Raw genomic sequence first — 21,162 nt, 5'->3', positions numbered from 1 at the left:
AAGAATCAATAAAATAATACTTTAAGTATTAAATAAAAAATTTTATGTAATGATTGACTGAATACTATTCATAGTTTTAGTAGCATACTGCATTAAATGAATGCGATTCTACTATTTATATAAACATTTATATTAACTACTAAATATTTTATATTTTTGAAGAGCTTAACACTTTATTATCGGCAGAGCTGGTATTATCCCCAATTATATAGATTGTTATGTATCTAAATACGAATACCGAGAAGCAAGTACTAACGTGATTCCAGCTGCCGCAAGAGGAATAAACGAAAACCAGAGTACTATTTTCCATCCGAATATCGTGAGTAAACTTCCTGATAGGAAAGAACCAAAAACCATTGTTCCAAATATAATAAAGTCATTAAGCGATTGAACCCGAATACTTTCTTCTGGCTGATGGCATTCAAGAACAACAGAAGATGCGCCTACAAAACCAAAATTCCAACCAATACCAAGTAGAATAAGTGTCAGCCAGAAATGACCTACATCTGCGCCAAGTAAACCCGTTATAGCTGAAAGCCCAATCAGAATAAGTCCGGTTGTTACAACTCGTTGTGCACCGAATCGCGCAACGAGAGTACCGGTAAAGAAGCTTGGCGCGTACATTGCAATTACATGCCACTGAATACCAAGATTAGAGGAGGCCTGAGATAGACCGCACATTTGCATAGCAAATGGGGCGGCTGTCATAAGGAAGTTCATCAATAAATAAGATACAACCGCACAGATGACGGCTGTAATAAATCGGGGCTGGCGGAGTATAAGAGTAATTGAACGCCCCCCTGAGGGCTTTTGTATAGGCGATTTAGGGAGACGCACTCCTCTCAAAAGGAGTGCGGAAAATACCCCAACTACTGCTTGCGCTAGAAAAGTCGCTGCAAATGGGTACGGTGCCCATAAGCCCATAGTCCAGGTGACGAGCTGAGGACCGATAATCCCCGCGAAAACTCCACCTGCCATAACAAATGATAGTGCACGCGAGCGGTGCTCATTAGGAACACAATCTGCAGCAGCAAATCGGAAAGACAGCACAACTGCCGCATAAACGCCACCAAAAAAGGTTGCAAGGCAAAATAGGCAGAATGAGTTTAACTTAATAGCCCAGGCGGCAAGTAAGCCAGAAAGCACACCACATCCAGCTCCAATCATAAAAACGGCACGGCGGCCCCAATGCTGAACAATAGCCCCAGCTGGCAGCGATGATACGGCCATTCCGACAACAAAAATCGAAACCGGAAAAGTTGCTAAAGCATGACTAGGTGCGAGCATATTTCCAATAATCGCCCCTGTTGCATATATCACAGTAGAATTTGCACCAGCGAGTGCTTGCGCTATAGTGAGTCTAGCTACATTGCCTTTTGCATGTAAGTAAAGGCTTGTCGCTGACATATCAGTTATAGTTCCATTATTGACGTTTGGCATGAAATTTATCTTGGAAATTACGGTCTTTCATATCCTAATTATTTAGGAACTTCACTCTTGATTCAATGGAAGTGTTTAGTCTCTAATACTAAAGATATTAGCTGTAATATGCAGTATTAACTCATTAATTATCTAAATTTCGTTACTTGCAATATTTTTATAAATGAGTTATTAGTTTTATTGCGAGGTAGCACTGTGGGTGCTGAGGGATTTGAACCCCCGACCTACGCCTTGTAAGGGCGTCGCTCTACCACCTGAGCTAAGCACCCATTTACTATTTTATCATATACAGAATCTAATTCTGTCATATCTTCCGGAACTTTACCAGCAGTTTTCGCTATGTTAAAGTATTATGCTTAGTTATTTTAAAATACTTATGCGATAAGATCGCATAAGTATTCTTATAAATTAGAAACTTACAGAATAGAAAGAAAAAGTAATTTTTATTGCTATGATCATTGTTTTTTACTAAACATTATGAATTAGACAACTATCTTAGTTTTGTTATGAACGTATGTATGGTACTTGATTACTTTTTAGAATTGTTAGTAGGTGAAACAATTCTGATTGGCATATTTAAAGGTGCGACGCTGCTAAATTTTATATTTTAGAGTGCTAGCTCCAAGCTGCTTTATACAAACTTATAAAATTTTATAAATAATTATATATTTTAGTTTGAGGTCAAAAAAATTTTTGCAAATTTTTTGTTGTACTATATCATAGTATATATTAATAAATAAAACCCAAATAAATTTTAGTGCTTAACAACTTCACTAATTATATCACTCGGCTGAGTATCAGCTACTGGAGTGGTCTGCGAATGTTCTGCTGGTAACGCATCTGGCATGCGCACAAGTGCCCACTTTAATACTTGATCAATCCACCGGACTGGGACAATCTCTATTGTATTTTTCACGGCATCTGGAATTTCAGCAAGATCTTTCACGTTTTCTTCTGGAATTAATACAAGCTTTATGCCACCGCGAAGCGCAGCTAGTAACTTCTCTTTTAGTCCGCCAATTGGCAGTACTTCGCCACGTAGCGTGATTTCACCAGTCATCGCAACATCAGCTCGTACTGGAATACTAGTTAGTACTGAGATTAGAGCGATTGTCATTGCAATACCCGCAGAAGGACCGTCTTTAGGTGTAGCACCTTCTGGTACGTGTATGTGAATATCCCTTTTTTTAAATGTTTCATCTATAATACCCAGCCGACGGGAGCGCGAACGTACGACTGAGCGAGCAGCCTCAACGGATTCCTTCATCACATCGCCGAGTGAGCCAGTACGAAGAACATTTCCCTTGCCGGGCATTTGCGCCGCTTCAATTGTTAATAAATCTCCACCAACTTCTGTCCATGCTAGGCCAGTTACTTGACCGATTTGGTTTTCTTTTGCAGCTAGTCCAAAGTCGTACTTTCGTACGCCAAGGAACATATCTAGGTTACTTGTATCAACCTTAATTGAACTATTTATTTGCTTTAAGAGAAGCATTTTCACAATTTTTCGGCAGATCTTTGATACCTCACGCTCGAGTGAGCGCACACCTGCTTCACGGGTGTAATACCGTACAATATCTTGAATTGCAGCTTCTGTTACTTCTATTTCGCTTTCTTTTAGACCATTGTTATGCTTTTGCTTGGGTATTAAGTAACGCTGTGTAATATTAACTTTTTCGTCTTCAGTGTAGCCGGATAGCCTAATCACTTCCATCCGATCTAGTAATGGCGCTGGAATATTTAGAGAATTCGATGTTGCTACGAACATTACATCAGATAAATCAACCTCAACCTCGACGTAGTGATCTGAAAATGTATGATTTTGTTCCGGATCAAGCACCTCAAGCAATGCAGATGATGGGTCCCCTCGGTAGTCTCTCCCCATTTTATCGACCTCGTCGAGCAGAAAAAGCGGATTGCGTACTCCCGATTTTGTTAAATTTTGCACTATCTTCCCGGGCATTGATCCAATATAAGTACGACGATGACCGCGTATCTCACTCTCATCATGTACACCGCCGAGAGCCATGCGCACAAACTTTCGGTTTGTTGCGCGTGCGATTGACTGTCCAAGTGAGGTCTTTCCAACACCGGGAGGACCAACTAAGCATAAAATAGGTGCTTTTACTTTTTCTACACGTTGCTGAACTGCTAGATACTCGAGAATACGTTCTTTGACTTTTTCAAGACCAAAATGGTCTTCATCTAGTACACTTTCGGCATTCGCTAGATTATTATTAACTTTGCTCTTTTTCCTCCACGGCAAGCTAATTAATATCTCAAGATAATTACGCACTACAGTAGCTTCAGCAGACATAGGCGACATTAACTTAAGTTTCTTTAGTTCGGCATCCGCTTTTTTCTTTGCTTCTTTCGGCATACGTGCGGCTGTAATGCGCTTTTCAAGCTCTTCAATATCAACACCATCTTCTCCCTCGCCAAGCTCTTTCTGTATTGCTTTAACCTGCTCGTTAAGATAGTACTCTCGCTGGCTTTTTTCCATCTGGCGCTTTACACGCCCACGAATACGCTTCTCGGCCTGTGAAATATCGATTTCAGACTCAAGTTGCGCGAGCAAATGCTCTAATCGGGCAATAACAGGAAATATTTCTAGAATGCTTTGCTTCTGGTGCAGCTTCAATGGAAGATGCGCAGCGATTGTATCGACAAGACGCCCTACTTCGTCGATTCCAGATAGTGATGTGAGGATCTCGGGAGGGATTTTTTTGTTAAGCTTTATATACTGGTCAAATTGCGAAATAATTGCACGCCTCAATGCCTCTGTCTCAGCACCGTTAGCACAGTCTAGTTCTACCGGCATTAATTCACACAAAAATATAGTATCATGCTCTGTAATAGATAGTGTCTTTGCGCGCCGTAACCCCTCGACTAATACCTTTACAGTACCATCTGGTAGTTTAAGCATTTGAAGTATATTCGCGACACATCCGACTTCATAAAGATCTGTTACAGTCGGCTCATCTTTCGAGGCAGCTTTTTGAGCGACAAGCATAATATGTTTGCCATCTTCCATAGCCACTTCAAGTGCTTTAATAGATTTTGGGCGGCCAACAAATAGCGGTATTACCATGTGGGGGAACACGACTACATCCCGCAGCGGAAGCAGCGGGAAAGTATTGCATTCAGTCGGAAGAAGTTGGCTTCCTGACATTTTTATCCTCAGTATGAAATCAAGTGCGTTCTAAAATTAAGATAATAATTTCTTATTACAATATTCTGGTGTAAATAAATATAAAAAACTTTTATTAAGGTCTGGTGGTTAAAAAATTTTTAATCACTTTTCTTTAAACAAAAAAATTTATTTATCTTATTGTAAGAGTCCGCGAGAAATAAGTGCGTCACTGATTAATTGCTTCCAGATACTTTTGGCATATCTTCATAGATTATGAATGGCTTGCTATTACCCTCAATAACATTCTCATCGATGACAATTTTTTTAACGCCCTTAAAAGTTGGTAGCTCATACATAATATCTAGTAATGCTTGTTCTAGGATCGAACGTAATCCGCGTGCGCCGGCTTTGCGAAGGATTGCTTTTTTTGTGATCATCCGTAGTGCCGCCGGCTGAATTTCAAGCTCTACTTGCTCCATATTAAATATTTTTTTGTATTGCTTAACTAATGCGTTTTTCGGCTCAACAAGAATTTTGATTAATGCATCCTCATCTAGGTTGTTTAGAGTTGCGACAACTGGTAGGCGACCAATAAGTTCAGGAATAAGTCCGAATTTAATTAGGTCTTCGGGCTCGACATCTCGCAAAACTTCGCCTGCGTCGCGATCCTGCTGACTTTTTACGCTAGCCCCAAAACCAATACCGCTTTTTTCTGTACGGTTTGTAATCACTTTTTCAAGACCATCAAACGCTCCCCCACAGATAAATAGGATATTAGTTGTATCGATCTGGATAAAGTCTTGATTTGGATGCTTTCGGCCGCCTTGTGGCGGTACTGATGCTATCGTTCCTTCAATTAGTTTAAGTAGCGCTTGTTGTACACCTTCGCCCGATACGTCACGAGTAATCGACGGATTATCCGATTTTCGGCTAATTTTGTCGATCTCATCGATGTAAACAATGCCATTCTGCGCTTTCTCAACCTCGCAATTACAATTCTGGAGCAACTTTTGAATAATGTTCTCAACGTCTTCGCCAACATAGCCGGCCTCTGTTAGAGTAGTTGCATCCGCGATTACAAACGGAACATTCAGCACTCTTGCAAGAGTTTGTGCAAGTAAAGTTTTACCTGATCCAGTTGGTCCAATTAATAAAACGTTACTCTTAGATAACTCGACGTCATCTTTTTTGTCGAGATACTTTAGGCGCTTGTAGTGATTGTACACTGCTACCGCAAGAATTTTTTTCGCATGTTCTTGCCCAATTACATACTGATCAAGGATCGCGCGTATTTCTGGAGGGCTGGGTAAGCCGGATGGCAAAGATTTTTTATCTTGGGCTGCACTAGCGGCTTCATCAAGGATAATTTCGTTACATAAATTAATGCACTCATCGCAAATAAAAACCAACGGTCCTGCGATGAGTTTCATGACATCATGCTGACTTTTTCCGCAGAACGAGCAGCAAGGATTCTTCTCGCTATTCGCAGATTTATTGTCCGCCATAAATATATAAGCCTCTGGACATTTCTTGCATATCATACGCCGATTGATTACCCCGGCACCACTAAGCCAGCTATAAGCCCTCTATTACTATATTTATTAAATCTAATAGACAAATTTTGCCTCGCGCAATAGCAGGACCTCTTTATTATGGACGCTTATGCAGAACACGGTCGATTAAACCATAGGTCTGCGCATCCTCGCCTGACATAAAATTATCACGATCTGTATCCCTCAGAATCTGCTCGACTGATTGCCCGGTATGCTGCGATAGAAGATGGTTTAGGCGATCTTTTAGGAACATAATTTCGCGAGCCTGAATTTCGATATCAGATGCTTGGCCTCGAGCACCGCCTAGGGGCTGGTGAATCATAATGCGAACATTTGGTAAAACAATACGCTTACCTCTTGCGCCGGCAGCAAGCAAAAAGGCGCCCATACTGGCCGCAAGTCCCACGCATAGCGTAGATACGTCCGGTTTAATAAATTGCATCGTATCGTAGATAGCCATGCCGGCCGATACTGAACCACCTGGACTGTTAATATATAGACTAATGTCTTTATCTGGGTTCTCACTTTCGAGAAATAGCAATTGAGCAACTACTAAATTAGCGGTCTGGTCGTTTACTTCACCCACTAGGAAAACTAGACGCTCTTTAAGTAGGCGTGAATAGATGTCGTAGGCTCGCTCACCCCGTCCGCTTGTCTCAACGACCATGGGAACTAATCCCAGAGCCTGGGTTTCGGAATCTCTAGTAGTATGTGTAGCTATTTGATTCATTAAATCTGCATGGAACGTCATCAGTTTGTCCTTATATCTGGAGACATTGGATGCTTTAGTAATGCATACGTTAACCAGAGTAAAAACGCGAGAATGATATGCGGTGTTATGCTTCAGCTTCCTGAGAGGCTTTCATTAATTCCTCGAAGCTAACCTCTTTATCGGTCACATTCGCCTTGCCCAGTACAAAGTCTACGACATTATTTTCGACTACGTATGCTTCTATCTCAGCCAGGCGCTGCTGGTCTGAATAATACCAGTGCGCAACTTTTTCTGGGTCCTCATGGCTTTTCGAAAATTCGTTCACTACGGCTTGGATTTGTTTTGGTTTAGCCTCTAACTTATGATTCTTTACTAGATCAGACAGAATCAAACTGAGTTTTACTCGACGTTCGGCCCGCTGTTTAAATATTTCGGTCGAGATCGCAGTCTTTTCTGAAGCTAGCACACCGCGGCGTGCTAGCTCTTGACGTGAAATTTCGATAAGCCTCTGCTGGTCTTGTTCGATCAGCGAATTTGGTATATCGAAGTCGGAAAGTCTTAATAGCGCATTCATTACCTGATTTTTCAGAATAGCCTGCGTTCGTCGCTTTACCTCGCGCTCTAGATTATCTTTTATTTCTGAACGCATCTTTGTTAAGTCTCCATCTACGATGCCGAGTGATTTCGCAAATTCAGAATCAATTTCAAGCTGATTCGGCCATTCAATCTTTTTAATGATGATCGTAAAACACGCGGTTTTGCTGGCTATATCTTGAGAATAATAATCATCTGGAAACTTAAGGTCGAACTTTTTAGACTCCCCTACTTTTAGGCCTAGCGTCGCTCGCTCGAATTCTGGAAGAATTTGGCCTTCGCCGAGTATAAATGTAAGGTTTTCCGAACTACCCCCGGGAAATACTTTGCCGTCAATCTTACTAACTAAGTCGATTGTTATACGATCTCCGCTCTGCGCACTGATATCTTTACTATTCCTCCCGGGCTCGCTTAAGTCATTGTGGGAGCAAAAGCGTATCCGCTGTTTATGTAGTATTTTGATAGTACGGTCAATCTCAGAATCACCGATTCTTGTTATTTTCCTCTGAATTTCCGCACCAGAGATGTTACTAAGCTTTACTTCCGGATAGACCTCAAAGGTCGCATCAAATACATATGCATCGCCCTCCGTAGATTCTTTATTTATAGAGATGCTTGGTTGCTCTACCACGCGCAGGCTTTTAGCCCCGCTGATGTAGAGAAATTCCTTGTTAATACTTTCCCTTAGTACCTCTATCTCGAGCTGGCTCGCGTACCGCTGTGTAACCGTCTTGAGTGGTACTTTTCCGGGGCGAAAACCAGATATTCGGACATTCTTCGCTAACTTTCGGATACGTTCATCAATTTCTTTTTGGATAACCTTCTTCGGTAATGTAATTGTTACGCGCCGTTGAAGTTTTCCAAGATTTTCTACAACGTTAGCCATGAATTCAATCTATCCTAAAGTATTTGAGTATCTGGCTCTCCAGACTCCAAGAAAGCGGTAGCCTATATAGCAAGGTTTATTCCGTCAAATTTTCTAGCAGATGCTAGTACGAAAGCGCGTTTTATTTATATATCTTTTGCCTTATTATCGAACTGATAACTAGTATAAAGCGCTTAGGAGGCTGATTTGAGCTAATGGTTTGTATATAAACCTCCTAAAGATATAGTACTTGTATCGGGCAACGTTGCTTATCGCTATATTCGATCCCACTGCTCGGCTATTAAATGTAAGGACTGCTTAATAGGGGCAACACAATATAATTTCTTCCGATTAATCTAACGCGACCTCCATTTTTATGGTCCATATACGTATATTCTAAAACTATCTAAGCAAGATATCAGTCTTGCTTAGATAGTGAAAAATTAATACATCGATTATCAAGGAGCGAATAAGGGCACCGCCCCCACCCTAATCTAGGTAGACTTCTCTTGTTATGACACTAGCTTAGAGAGCCTTGATTGAGAGATGCTCGCTATATTTTAGAACCTCCAATCGCGCACTGCTGAAATAACGATCCTTGAGGTTAGGTATAATGTTATCCATAAAACGTGCGGGTGTTAAGAGCATAGAAACAACTAGACTGCGTACGAAAAACAGATACGTCGAAAATACCAACCGACATTTGTACTTAATGTCAAACGTATACTTGGCGGGGTATTGTACTTTTTTAAAAGTGTGTTGAGTGTTTTCTGCACGACTTGCCACTTTCGTGTGGTTTCCTATCAAACCTAGAAATAAAGCTAGAAAAGCTCCATGTATCTTCTGAAATATTAAACGCCACACTGTATGAACGATAAAATTTCTGATTATTTTTTAGCCATCAAATTACCTACCCTTTAAGGGAGGATGGGAATGTTCACGACAACAGCAATCTGCGTAGAGCAAGCCCAAGCTTTCTTATAGGCCTATGGAGTTTATAATAGCCTGCTAGAGGCAAAGCCGTGGTACGAGGAAGGGGACTCGAACCCCTACACCCTTGCGGGCGTCAGGACCTAAACCTGGTGCGTCTACCAATTTCGCCATCCTCGCATCTAGGAGATGTATTACGCATTGCCCAGTTGCGCTATTTTTTTGCCAGCTAAAGTACAGTTAGCTGCGACTCGCAAGCTACCACTACAAAACTTAGATTTTAATATATTTACTACGCTTTGTCTGCCTAGTATTTATGCCTAAATACTAGGATGCTAGGCTTTTGTTTTTTGCATGACGCACTACAGATGCTTTCTACCTTTTGTTTCACGTGAATATCAAAAATTATTGCCAGCAAAAAGCTGCGCCAGTTGGATCTAGTACATATTACGCGCTTCAGCGTGCGCCATCGAAGGCGAGGCCTTTATTGACAGCGTTATACGCATTGCATCAAAAGCTTTCCGAAAGCGTTCGAGAGGTAAGTGATCCGACTATCGGTCATGTTAAGCTCACCTGGTGGAAAAGCGAATTCGGTGCCCTGGCGCAGGATAAGCCGACCCATCCAGTGACGCAAGCTATAGCGCGTTATTACACTAGCTTTCCGCCTATTCAGACATTTATGACGTGGCTATCAGGTTACCAGATGGACTTGGATCAAACACGCTATCTTAACTTTTTAGAATTATACCGTTACCTAGAGCGTGTAGGGGCTACACTAGCAGATACATTAGCCAGAGTCACTACGAGTGAGCCATCCACTCTAGCGTTGTGGGCACCGAAGCTAGGTCGAGCATTGCTATTGGCAGATATAGTTGAGCGTACTGGCGTGCACGCGAGATGCGGCCGTATTTACATCCCACTCGACGAAATGAGACAATTTAGTGTGACGTCTAATGACATCCTGCATTCTCGTTATAGTCAAGGCTTTACACAGTTAATGTCCTTCCAGGTTGAGCGTGCGCGCCGCTCCCTTATTGAGGCTCTCAATGCGATGCCGGAAACCGAGCGAAAAGCGCAGCGAGTGCTCCGCGCGCAAGCCTCTATATTGCTAGCGCTGCTTCACGAAGTAGAGGTAGAGAACTATCGCGTACTGCATCAGCGTATTGCGCTAACTCCACTACGAAAGTTATGGATTGCCTGGTGCACTCGTTAATGGATTAACGTCCATAACACCTCCCTTGTCCTAGGGGGGGGCTTATTATCTCTCTTTATGAGCCTGTTCAACTACAATAACCCCTAAGACGTATCGAACGTATACTAAGTAAGAAGAAGTGCCTAAATACACCCCACCCTATTGTAGGGTGGAGCATATAAGGCCAATAGCAATTAATGACGCGTAAGCAAATAGCGATTTATGGCTACATGCTAATACTCTAGAATCCCTTATATATGTGTTTGTTTGAAACAAATCGCGTGACAACCAAAGCATGTTCAGTGCTGTTATTGAATATTCATCAAGCACACCATGCCATTTAGTTCACTACATGATTAATACAGAATGCTGGGCCATAATGTTTATGAATATTGACGACAGTATGGTCTCTGTATAAGACGCTAGATTGCTCACACAAACGTGTTTTGGTATAGACCCGAATAAATAACCACTCTATATTTTGGTGGGTTCCAGTGTTAATAAAACCTCTCTTGTCAACGGTAATCTTTATTTATAAACCTTAAAAAGGCATAAGCTCATCCTAGAAGCAAACCCACCTTATACTGGAGTAAGTAATTCTTTATCTGAACTATAGTGTAGTTACCTATAAATATAAGCCAGTTTATTAACCCGACTAACCGGAATTACTCATTCATACATAATTATTAGGCCCCAGTGGCTATCAAGAGTGCTATGGCTTGTGCCTCAATGGCCTTACCACGGCCGAGATAGCCTAAATTCTCATTAGTTTTGGCTTTAATGTTAACAGCGTCGTCGTTAACATTAAGATCTATCGCAATATTCTCTCGCATTGATGGAATATACTGAGACATCTTAGGATGCTGAGCGATTATAGTGCTGTCTACGTTGACAATACGATATCCCGCTTGCGCTACACGTCTCGCTGCTTCACGCAATAGAATGCGACTGTTAGAGCCTAAAAATTTCGGATCAGTATCGGGAAAGTGACGACCAATATCACCTAGAGCCGCACCGCCAAGCAGCGCGTCTATGATCGCATGTAGCAGTACATCGGCATCCGAATATCCAAGCAGCCCGTATTTATAAGGCACCATCACCCCGCCAAGTACCAGCGGTCGCCTTAGTATTAGTCTATGCACATCATAGCCCTGGCCAATTCTTAAATTCATTCGTCGTTCTCTTACTGAATTCAGTAAATTTTAAGTACGGAATATCGCGCATGATGGCGTTCAACTCGCCGCTCTATACGTGAGAAATGCCTCAGCTAGCTCAAAGTCTTCCGGATATGTTACTTTAAAGTTGCGCGCACTTCCCCGCACAATTAAAGGTTTATAACCAAGAGATTCGAGTATGCAAGCCTCGTCAGTTAGTGGATAGCTACGCACTGGCGCCTGCGCAAGCGCCTCTCGCAATATGCCGATACGAAACATTTGTGGAGTCTGTGCTTGCCATAAATAGTCACGAGGCTCAGTCGAGCTAATACGCAATGCCGTTACCTTATTGCTAATTTCAGAACCCTGCTGTGCATTGACACGTTTAAGCGTATCAATTACTGGTATCGCTACAATGCCACCAACAGGGTCGTCTTGTACGGCAGCTATCAGCGTTCGAATTAATCTTGGCGTAATACCTGGTCGGGCTGCGTCGTGAACCAAAACCCAGTCAGAAGCACGTGCGCCGAATTCGGCTAGCTTAATTAGCCCGTTGTACACTGATTTTCTCCTGATTTCACCGCCGCAGCGCTTGACTGCATAGCGTAATGCACCCAAGTGGCTCGGATCGAAGTGGATGTCGTCAGGCGAAAGTACTAGGAGTATTTGGGTAAACTCCGGGCATGCATCAAATGCGATTAGTGAGTAGTACAACAAGTTGCGTCCCGCAATCGTTCGATACTGCTTCGGAATTAAGGAACCGGCGCGCGAACCGGTTCCAGCGCAGGGAATTATGGCAAAGAGGCGGGGAATCACAAAGGTCGAGTAATTTATGCGGAGTTAAGATGAAAGACGGATTTTATAATAGGTCCTTCAAGTGTCCGTCAGCAACTCTTATTATCTGCTCATGATACATTACCCTTCTGTGTCACCCGCTCAATTGTCCATTTGCCCCCTGCCCTTTCTCAAGGCAGGGCAGCGTTATGCTTTTGATGGCGCATTAAAATCGGCTGATGCGCTAGCAATTTCGCGCTATTACCTATCAAATCGCCACCGCATACCGATGCTTGCGCTTATCTGCGCGACCGCAGCTGATGCACAGCGCTTACAGCAGGAAATTAGTTATTTCTCACCTGGAGTTCAGGTGCGGCTTTTGCCAGACTGGGAAACCCTGCCGTACGATAGGTTTTCCCCGCACCAAGACCTAATTTCAGAGCGGCTCGCTACGCTGTTTGATTTAGGTGAGGGGCGATGTGACATACTCGTTATCTCTGCTATAACCGCGCTGTATCGGATGCCGCCGACTACGTTTATATCCTCGTATACGTTCAAGTATAAGCAAGGACAGTGTCTAGAGGAAGCCGATCTAAAGTCATGGTTATCATGGTCGGGCTACAAACACGTAATCCAAGTTAAGTATCCGGGTGAATACTGTGTACGCGGCTCATTAATAGATTTATTTCCGATGGGCTCATCGCTTCCCTATCGAATCAACCTTCTTAAAGAGCAAATTGATTCTATTCGAACATTCAGTCCCGATACACAGCGTAGTCTTTATCCTGTATGCGATGTACTCTTACTCCCAGGACGGGAGTTTTCGTTTGATGAAACCGCTCGCGCCTCGTTTCGTAGTCGATGGTGCGCTGAATTTGAAGGTAATCCATCCTGCTCACCTATTTATCAGGACATTAGTAATGGCATAGCATCGGCGGGTATCGAATACTACCTACCGCTGTTCTTCGATGACACCTCAACCCTCTTCCATTATCTGCCCAAGCACGCGCATTTAGTACTAGTTGGCAATGTCGGGGAGTCGATACGGCAATTTAGCATTGAAACAAAGCAGCGGTACGAATCTTTGTCACATGACCCTGAGCGTCCAATCCTAGCGCCCGTGCGCCTATTTTTATCTGAGCAGGATTTCTTCACTTTAGTCAAGCCGTTTGCGCGTTTCTTGCTAGCCCAGAAAATATCCGAAAATGATATCTCACGCTGGTCAATGCCCCTTCCATTACTAGCAATCGATCGCCGCGCGGATGATTCGCTCAACGCACTGCGCTGCTATCTCAGTACGACAGATCATCGAGTTTTGCTTTTAGCTGAGTCAGCTGGGCGCCGAGAAACTATCGCTCAATTGCTTGCTGATCACCTTCTTCAGACATCTACATTCGATTCATTCGATGAGTTTATACAGGGAGACGTACTATTCGGTCTAGCTGTGGCACCTATTACATCTGGTTTTATACTACCAATCGAGCATATTACAATAGTTACTGAAACTGAGTTATATGGTCCGCTTTTGGGCCGAGGCGGATCTCGTCGTCGCCAAGAGCAGACCGCTAGTAATATCGACTCCATAGTGCGCGATCTATCTGAATTAACGGTTGGTGACCCTATTGTTCATAGTCAATACGGAATCGGACGGTACATGGGATTAGTGCTGATGGATATAGGTGAAGGCGACACTGAATTTTTACATTTAACGTATAAGGATAGCGGTATCCTATATGTCCCGGTGTCGCAGTTACACGTGGTTTCTCGATATAATGCCGCCGATCCAGAGAGGGCTCCACTCCAGGCACTTGGCTCTGGACAGTGGGAAAAAGCCAGACGGCGCGCCGCTCAAAATATCCGAGATACAGCGGCGGAGTTATTAAACTTATATGCACGCCGATCAGCCCGCCAGGGTCATGCATGTGCTCTAAATCCAGTAGACTACATGCGTTTTTCGAAAAGCTTTGGATTCGATGAGACACCGGACCAGGCTGCCGCTATTTCGGCCGTTATTAAGGATATGACCAGTAACTATCCAATGGATCGGTTGGTGTGCGGTGATGTTGGATTCGGTAAGACAGAAGTGGCGCTGCGCGCAGCTTTTATCGCGGCGCTTGACGGTAAGCAAGTCGCTTTTTTATCGCCGACAACATTATTAGCCGAGCAACATATGCAGACCTTCACCGACCGTTTTGCTAATTGGCCAGTGCGTATCGCCGAGTTATCACGGTTCCAGTCTACCAAGGAGGTCAGCGCCACGATTCAGGCGATTAATAATGGTAATGTTGATATTGTAATCGGTACTCATAAGCTGCTATCTGCAAACGCGCGTTTTAAGCGCCTAGCACTTGTTATCATCGACGAAGAGCACCGCTTTGGCGTACAGCAAAAAGAGGCTCTTAAATCACTACGCGAGGAAGTGGACGTGCTGACATTAACAGCTACACCAATCCCTCGTACGCTGAGCATGGCCCTAGAAGGGTTGCGAGACTTTTCAATAATTGCTACGGCACCGCAAAAGCGATTGGCGATTAAAACCTTTGTGCGCCGTGAGGAAGATAGCATAATACTAGAGGCTATATTACGCGAGCTTAAGCGTGGCGGCCAAGTCTACTTTCTACATAACGAAGTTGAGTCGATCGACCGACGACGAACAGCGCTCGAAATACTAGCTCCAGGAGCTCGAATTGCGGTAGCACATGGCCAGATGAACGAACGTACTCTCGAGGGTGTAATGCGCGACTTCGTGGCGCAGCGTGTGAACATATTATTATGCACGACGATTATAGAAACCGGGATTGACGTTCCAAACGCAAACACGATCCTGATTCATCGCGCTGATACATTTGGTCTGGCTCAACTTCATCAGTTGCGGGGCCGAGTCGGTCGCTCTTATCACCAAGCGTATGCCTACCTCCTGCTTGACGATCCAGAATCATTGACCTGGCAGGCCCAGCAGCGCCTCGAAGCTATCCAAAAAATGGAGGAATTAGGTGGCGGATTTCATATCGCAATGCATGATTTAGAGATCCGAGGTACCGGGGAGGTTTTAGGCGAGAAACAATCTGGCGCCATCCAGGAAATTGGGTTCCAACTTTATACAAATATGCTTAATGACGCTGTACGTGCGTTAAAGGATGGCCGTGAACCGGATTTAAGCGCACCTCTAGCCGCCACTACCGAAATTAACTTACATATGCCAGCGATACTACCAGCTGCATATTGCAGTGACGTACCGCAGCGCCTATCGTTATATAAGCGTCTAGCTAATTGTGAGACAGCCGACGCTATCGATAGCATTCATGCGGAGCTGATCGATCGCTTTGGAAAGCTGCCAATACAGGCGCAGACACTAATTGCAACTCATCGACTGCGGCTAACAGCTAAGTCACTTGATATTATTAAGATCAATGCAGCGGAAGATGTTATCTGGCTGCAATTCACTCCTAACCCTGCAATCGACCCAGGACATATTATCAAGATAATGCAGAAATATAGCTATATCAAACCCGTAGGGCAGAGTAAATTGCGTATAGAACTATATAGTCCTGATCTAGAGAGCCGCGTCAAAACGATTATAGAAATACTACAGGTCCTTGGTGCACCAAGCTAACACCATTCGAATAGGTAAATATTATTTATATACTATGTTGGATAGGTTAATAACCCGTAGCTTTATCGTAGATAAAAAAGATAATTGGCTTCAATACCATAAGCTACCTACTAAATCTTGGATTAATTTAATTAATACACGATTACACGTGCTTAATTGCGCTAGACACAACACCATATACGTAAAATCAGGTGTATAGACTAGTTTGATGGTGCCAGTCAGCTGTTGCCGTACTGCAACACGAGGCAGTATTTTGCTCTATACAGTTACACTGGCGTAGTACCAGCTGATAGATAGCAGTTGGGAAGTACTCTTTTTGTTGCGCAACATCATGATAATAACCGTCAAGCGTCTATAGGCGCGGCAGCTGTAATATAGAGGGATTTATAAGTCGTGAGCTAGCTAACTATACTGCCTAGAACAATGTCGCGCAGCGCTATCGCCCGTAAAAGGCTATTCAATATGTTTATATAACTATAAATTTTATAGTCTTTTTGCAGACTAGCGAGTGTATGGTAGCGGTACCATTAACATAGCCTCGGCCTACTATAAATTCCAGTGTGCATTCTGGAACCTGCTGAAGGTAGATCTGCAAACTATCTTGGTGAGATTAAAATATATGTGTGTGATGCGCCGATATCGCAGATGCGCCTTGAGCACCTGTACGAGCGGCTACAGAGATCTACAGATTACCGTAGCACATAGGCTAGACGGTAAGTAGCTAGCTAGGGTCAATTACGAAACCAGTACAGGCGCCCTAACTAGGAGAAATACAGGGTTTTTGTATAAAGCCAGTTTAATCTAGTCTTCTAGAATCTTAACTGTCGTCTGCAGTTCAGGCAGCAGCGAGGGCTTCTTATGAGCCCAATGTGTTTCCCTTGAGAAACTTAAGGCGATTAAACTCTTTATTTATTAACTAATTACTAAGCTGGATTAGTACCCAGATACTATATACTAGTGCTCGAATTATAGTAGTGCTTGAATTATAGTACAGGGCAGAACCGGCTCTAGAGCATAGTCTAATATAGACAAGTATTGATGATAAATATACTTTCGTATGTTATTCCCTTTATTAAGGTTTTTAGAAGTTATGCAGGAGTCATTGCGCATGCTATAACCCTCTCTACTAAATTAGAAAATCAGAGAGCCCCGTTTAGTGCGTTTATCCATTGATACTGAGTATTACTTAGTACGGATCATAATAATGCTTGGATGTAAGTGCGTGCTAAAAACACCAGCACTGGATCTGGTGCCAGTAATTTCGCTTGTTAATAAAGCGTAGCGCTGGTTTACTAGCCTAGTATGCTAAGTCAACTAGTGCTTTATGCTAATCACCTTGACTCGCACGCACCTATTCCATATATATGTCCGTGCACCTCAATTAAGATTAAAAATCTTCCAATATTCATGAAATTTTGTGTTTGTGATAGGCATGCGAAATAGTGGCTTCGCACAAAGTGCATAGCTTATATTTATATTATGTTAAAGCTAAAATTAAAGTTTTATATCTCAAGCTATATAAATCTTGTAAATATTTATTAATAAGAATATCTAAAATAGATTATTAACTATAACAACTAATTACAACACAAATAAATACTGTTTACTTAGAAAGCTTCTCAGACTTTAAGATGAGACCGGCATGGTTTAACCACCTATGAAGTTCTCCACTGCTAACTCCATCTCATGCAGATCGAGGAAATCGGATGCTGTTCTTAATAGAACAATCGCTACTAGCGTTATACGTTTTTTCTTGTTACCGCTACAGTGCTGTTAAAATTTGTGCATAAATATCATCAGCATCAGTGCTAAAAAGAACCCTACCCCTATTTGAAGCGGGCAATTGGCGGAAGTTACCGTACTCTAATTTTTGGGCTACTGCAACTAGTGCGCGTTATAATAACCGACTAGAAATCTCAAGGAAACACCCAGGATTAGAATCCCTTCTAGCCACGTCTTAAAGCTATTCTAAAAATCCTATTTAGCTATTCTGGGTAGGAGTAACTTGTATTCTAAATTCGAAGAGTTGCCCCGTCGAGCGTAGAAAACTAAGTTAATCTGATTATGAATAGCCATGTCAATAAAGATACAGGTGCCAATCATGCGCGAAAAGCGCAACTCCGATGCCGATATTCTATATCTTATTAGTTATGGGTTACTCATGATGTATTTTTAGCGGAGCTACTAAATAACCGTACCTTGAATGGCGTTACCGAACATGCGTATTATCGACTTACACACTATCTGATAAGGACAAAATAAAATAAATAGAATTAGTGAAGAGAGAAATAGAGTAACACCGATTGTAGAAACTCTATAGATATTAAACCTTATAGTAAAGAGTATTACTAAGAAAGAGTATTACTAAGATTTAAAACTAAACCATTCGGTCGTATATTACCAGGGGTTTTTTAACGCAGTACGAATGAGAGCCTCCGTAGAAAATCCCTAAGCATATTGATTTAAAAATCAAATTTTATTTATGTATAACTTGAAAAGCTAATCTTTAAGTGATGGATACTCCGGCTTTATAAAAAACATTACCTAGATCTTAATAACATTAGTTTTTTGATAGAAAGAAAAGAAGTTGTACTCTACTCGTATCGGCAGTACGCATTGTGATATTTATCAGCAGAATATTAATAGGGGGCTAACTGCTATGTGCATAGATTTTATAATACTCAATAGCTACCATAATCGGTATATAAACTCCTGATATATCAACACCTACTTGACACTTCTTATATTAGTAGACCAACACTTTTAGTAAAGACAACTCTAGCTCTATTCGGAATAAAAACAGCTAGTACTTAGTGCATGAATTACCGAAGAAGTAGGATTGGTAAATAAAAAAGACTAGAAAGTTTTTGTACGCCCCACTTAAGACGTACACAGCAGTAAGATTTCTGTACTAAGGATCAAAAGAGTTCAGTACTTTTGAGATGGACAGTTAAAATAACGTCCCAGGTTTATAGATATTGTTCTATCGACTTACCGATCAATCAAATTGCGATAGGCGCCACATAAAGCGCGCATTATAATATGCATACGGGTTGTCTCGCTATACTTTATAGGAAGTATTGGTCTTGTAACTAGCCAGCCCAGCCTCATATCTCCTACGGCCAATATTTGGACGTAGTCCAATTAGTAGAGGAATTTATGTCGATACTAAATATTATCTTGCGTAAACTAAAAGGTTTGTTGAATGATGCAGCCGAATCGGCTCAAGATCCTGCAAGTGATGCTCGGCAGATTGTACGTGAACTTGATGAGAGCATTGCAAAAGCAGAGGACTCTCTTATCGAGATCGAAGCTCAGGTCGCAATGCAGCGTAGCAAGCACGATATTGCTGATAATAAAGTAGAGAAGTACGGGGATGGAGCAAAACGCGCGCTTCAAGCTGGCGATGAAGCGTTGACTCGCGAAGCACTCAATGCCCAGATTCATGCGAAAGCTGAGCGTGATATGATTGCAAAAGAACTAGAGGCACTAGAACCATCAATAGAAAAGCTTAAAAAACAAATAAATGAGATGCACAAACGCCGTAATAACTTAAATGCTCGCTCAAAAATATTACAGGCCGAGCAGCAGATTGCCAAGGCAAAAAATACAGCGGCTACTGCACTCGGTGGAATCGGCGGCCAAAATCTTGTAAAAGACTTCCAGGAACTCGAGGATAAAGTTGCGCTTCAGAATGCGCGATCTGACTCTCGCCTAAACTCAGCTAATGAACGAAGTGGAAAATTGCTGGATGACAAGCTAGCAACTCTGTCTAAAGATAGCTCGGTAGATGATCATCTCGATGCGCTAAAAAAGCAGATTAGCAAAACTATTGAGTTGTAAATCACGCGCAGATAGCACTATCGTAGGTCTATACGGCTAATTAAACGATGAAAAAACTACTATCGATTATTTTGGTCGGCACCATTATCTCATCGTGGACTTTAGCTTTTGCTACACCCAGTATGCATGAGGTCAATAACTTAATCGTACAAAGCAACTGGCAGAAAGCGCATAGCCAGCTTATTCAAGTATTGCGCGCATATCCAAATAGCCCTTATGCACACTACTTATATGGTCAAGTACTTGCTAGAGAAGGGTGGGCCTCGGATGCGCTATCTGAGCTCGAGAAAGCGCGGATGCTTGATCCTAAGCTGCGATTTTCTTCTAGTGCTGAGCACTTTAACGCTATCGAAGCATACGTGCAGCGAGAGGCTAAGCGCGTGGTAGAGCGTAATAAACTATCGCTGTCCACTACACCTGTGCAGTGGCACAACCCATCAATAAATATGTGGATTGTTTTTATTAGCACACTGATCTTGGTTCTACTACTAGTACGCCGTACTGTATTACGCACACGTTTAAACCAAAATAGTCTTAAGCAGATACATCTCCAAGCACAGCTTAAGCGCTCAACCGAGCTGTTAAATACAGCACGCTCACTCAGGCTTGATATGCGCCTTTCAATGGAAACCGGACAAGAATCACTACTTAATGAAGTCAGCGAGATCGAAAGTAGATTATGTACGCTAACCAATGAGCTGGCAAATAATCATAGTTTAGTATCGGATAACACACTTAAGCATCTCGAATCTCGCCTAAGAAACGTTCGCGCCCACTCTGAAGGACAGCATGATTTAAATATTGCTACGAGCCATGCTATCAGCAGCACTAGCAACTCACTAGGCAAAGAGAGCGTATCTACGTATGCCGAAGAAGCTAACCGGTGCAGTAGTTATACACAAGACAGTGTAGCGCGACAGTCAACGCAACCACAACCGACTGTAATCATTCAGCAATCGGGCGGTGGCGGACACGGCATAAGCAATCTATTAACTGGTATGTTAATAAGCCAAATGTTTAAAGACAACCCTGAGCAGGTAATCATTAATAATGATCGGCAGTGCAGCCACCTAGATGCACCGATCAATCCGACATTAGATATAATAAGCCATGGCAATGAAGATTGGAGCGATGCTACTAACGTCAACATTGATGTTAGTAGCATCGACGATGACTCAAACTGGACTTAAACACAGCTCGTTGATCGATAATCATGAATCAAGAAAAGAAATCTTAGATGAGATATTACTAAAAATAAATTCTTAATTTTTATGGGGTGGCCGATGGGTCTCGAACCCACGACAACAGGAATCACAATCCTGGACTCTACCAACTGAGCTACGGCCACCACTGAAATTA

General features: G+C 42.5%; 13 protein-coding genes and 3 tRNA genes. 6 read left to right on the top strand and 10 right to left on the bottom strand.

Annotated features, from left to right (window positions below; genetic code table 11):
- Window positions 1-216: 216 nt before the first annotated feature.
- The 7 genes from KW136_RS02805 to KW136_RS02775 all read right to left on the bottom strand — a co-directional run bounded on the left by KW136_RS02805 (window position 217) and on the right by KW136_RS02775 (window position 9,407).
- Window positions 217-1,407 carry an MFS transporter gene (locus tag KW136_RS02805; protein WP_246583205.1) on the bottom strand — a complete coding sequence of 397 codons (1,191 nt, stop codon included), beginning with the start codon at window positions 1,405-1,407 and terminating at the stop codon, window positions 217-219.
- Between the two features lie 229 nt (window positions 1,408-1,636).
- Window positions 1,637-1,709: transfer RNA gene (locus tag KW136_RS02800), tRNA-Val, on the bottom strand.
- Window positions 1,710-2,194: 485 nt separating this feature from the next.
- Window positions 2,195-4,612, bottom strand: coding sequence for an endopeptidase La (lon, locus tag KW136_RS02795; RefSeq protein ID WP_216796992.1), 2,418 nt, complete (start codon window positions 4,610-4,612; stop codon window positions 2,195-2,197).
- Window positions 4,613-4,806: 194 nt separating this feature from the next.
- Complete coding sequence (gene clpX / locus KW136_RS02790) at window positions 4,807-6,078, bottom strand: ATP-dependent Clp protease ATP-binding subunit ClpX (protein ID WP_216796991.1); 1,272 nt, start codon at window positions 6,076-6,078, stop codon at window positions 4,807-4,809.
- A gap of 145 nt (window positions 6,079-6,223) precedes the next feature.
- Window positions 6,224-6,877: an ATP-dependent Clp endopeptidase proteolytic subunit ClpP gene (gene clpP, locus KW136_RS02785; protein ID WP_216796990.1), complete on the bottom strand. Its 654-nt coding sequence runs from the start codon at window positions 6,875-6,877 to the stop codon at window positions 6,224-6,226.
- Window positions 6,878-6,962: 85 nt separating this feature from the next.
- Complete coding sequence (gene tig / locus KW136_RS02780; protein WP_216796989.1) at window positions 6,963-8,318, bottom strand: trigger factor; 1,356 nt, start codon at window positions 8,316-8,318, stop codon at window positions 6,963-6,965.
- A 1,002-nt stretch (window positions 8,319-9,320) separates the two neighbouring features.
- A tRNA-Leu gene (locus KW136_RS02775) sits at window positions 9,321-9,407 on the bottom strand.
- Between the two features lie 211 nt (window positions 9,408-9,618).
- On the opposite strand from KW136_RS02775, the gene KW136_RS02770 reads away from it, so the two are divergent.
- Window positions 9,619-10,440 carry a squalene/phytoene synthase family protein gene (locus KW136_RS02770; RefSeq protein WP_216796988.1) on the top strand — a complete coding sequence of 274 codons (822 nt, stop codon included), beginning with the start codon at window positions 9,619-9,621 and terminating at the stop codon, window positions 10,438-10,440.
- Window positions 10,441-11,105: 665 nt separating this feature from the next.
- On the opposite strand, the gene ispF is transcribed toward KW136_RS02770, so the two are convergent.
- Entirely contained in the window at window positions 11,106-11,591 is a 486-nt protein-coding gene (gene ispF / locus KW136_RS02765; RefSeq protein ID WP_216796986.1) for a 2-C-methyl-D-erythritol 2,4-cyclodiphosphate synthase, read from the bottom strand.
- A 60-nt stretch (window positions 11,592-11,651) separates the two neighbouring features.
- Window positions 11,652-12,389, bottom strand: a complete 738-nt coding sequence (ispD, locus tag KW136_RS02760) for a 2-C-methyl-D-erythritol 4-phosphate cytidylyltransferase (RefSeq protein ID WP_216796984.1) — start codon at window positions 12,387-12,389, stop codon at window positions 11,652-11,654.
- Between the two features lie 91 nt (window positions 12,390-12,480).
- Here ispD and mfd point away from each other — a divergent pair, with 91 nt between their 5' ends.
- From mfd to KW136_RS02740, 5 genes are all read left to right on the top strand, one after another.
- A complete protein-coding gene (gene mfd / locus KW136_RS02755; RefSeq protein ID WP_216796982.1) occupies window positions 12,481-15,960 on the top strand; it encodes a transcription-repair coupling factor in 3,480 nt (1,159 codons plus the stop codon).
- Window positions 15,961-16,518: 558 nt separating this feature from the next.
- Complete coding sequence (locus tag KW136_RS02750; protein ID WP_216796981.1) at window positions 16,519-16,665, top strand: hypothetical protein; 147 nt, start codon at window positions 16,519-16,521, stop codon at window positions 16,663-16,665.
- Window positions 16,666-17,116: 451 nt separating this feature from the next.
- A complete protein-coding gene (locus KW136_RS04190) occupies window positions 17,117-17,242 on the top strand; it encodes a hypothetical protein (RefSeq protein WP_281421776.1) in 126 nt (41 codons plus the stop codon).
- 1,877 nt (window positions 17,243-19,119) lie between these two features.
- Window positions 19,120-19,803, top strand: coding sequence for a PspA/IM30 family protein (locus KW136_RS02745; protein WP_216796979.1), 684 nt, complete (start codon window positions 19,120-19,122; stop codon window positions 19,801-19,803).
- Window positions 19,804-19,850: 47 nt separating this feature from the next.
- Complete coding sequence (locus KW136_RS02740) at window positions 19,851-20,993, top strand: tetratricopeptide repeat protein (RefSeq protein WP_216796977.1); 1,143 nt, start codon at window positions 19,851-19,853, stop codon at window positions 20,991-20,993.
- Window positions 20,994-21,075: 82 nt separating this feature from the next.
- On the opposite strand, the gene KW136_RS02735 is transcribed toward KW136_RS02740, so the two are convergent.
- A tRNA-His gene (locus KW136_RS02735) sits at window positions 21,076-21,151 on the bottom strand.
- Window positions 21,152-21,162: the final 11 nt, after the last annotated feature.

The organism is Candidatus Vallotiella hemipterorum, assembly GCF_910593725.1.
In the GTDB taxonomy this organism is placed as follows: domain Bacteria; phylum Pseudomonadota; class Gammaproteobacteria; order Burkholderiales; family Burkholderiaceae; genus Mycetohabitans; species Mycetohabitans hemipterorum.
This window is presented reverse-complemented; position numbering and strand designations above follow the sequence as displayed.

Coding starts and splice junctions, on each gene's coding strand:
- KW136_RS02805 (WP_246583205.1), bottom strand. CDS start 1,407: ATGTCAGCGACAAGCCTTTACTTACATGCAAAAGGCAATGTAGCTAGA.
- lon (WP_216796992.1), bottom strand. CDS start 4,612: ATGTCAGGAAGCCAACTTCTTCCGACTGAATGCAATACTTTCCCGCTG.
- clpX (WP_216796991.1), bottom strand. CDS start 6,078: ATGGCGGACAATAAATCTGCGAATAGCGAGAAGAATCCTTGCTGCTCG.
- clpP (WP_216796990.1), bottom strand. CDS start 6,877: ATGACGTTCCATGCAGATTTAATGAATCAAATAGCTACACATACTACT.
- tig (WP_216796989.1), bottom strand. CDS start 8,318: ATGGCTAACGTTGTAGAAAATCTTGGAAAACTTCAACGGCGCGTAACA.
- ispF (WP_216796986.1), bottom strand. CDS start 11,591: ATGAATTTAAGAATTGGCCAGGGCTATGATGTGCATAGACTAATACTA.
- mfd (WP_216796982.1), top strand. CDS start 12,481: ATGATACATTACCCTTCTGTGTCACCCGCTCAATTGTCCATTTGCCCC.
- KW136_RS02745 (WP_216796979.1), top strand. CDS start 19,120: ATGTCGATACTAAATATTATCTTGCGTAAACTAAAAGGTTTGTTGAAT.
- KW136_RS02740 (WP_216796977.1), top strand. CDS start 19,851: ATGAAAAAACTACTATCGATTATTTTGGTCGGCACCATTATCTCATCG.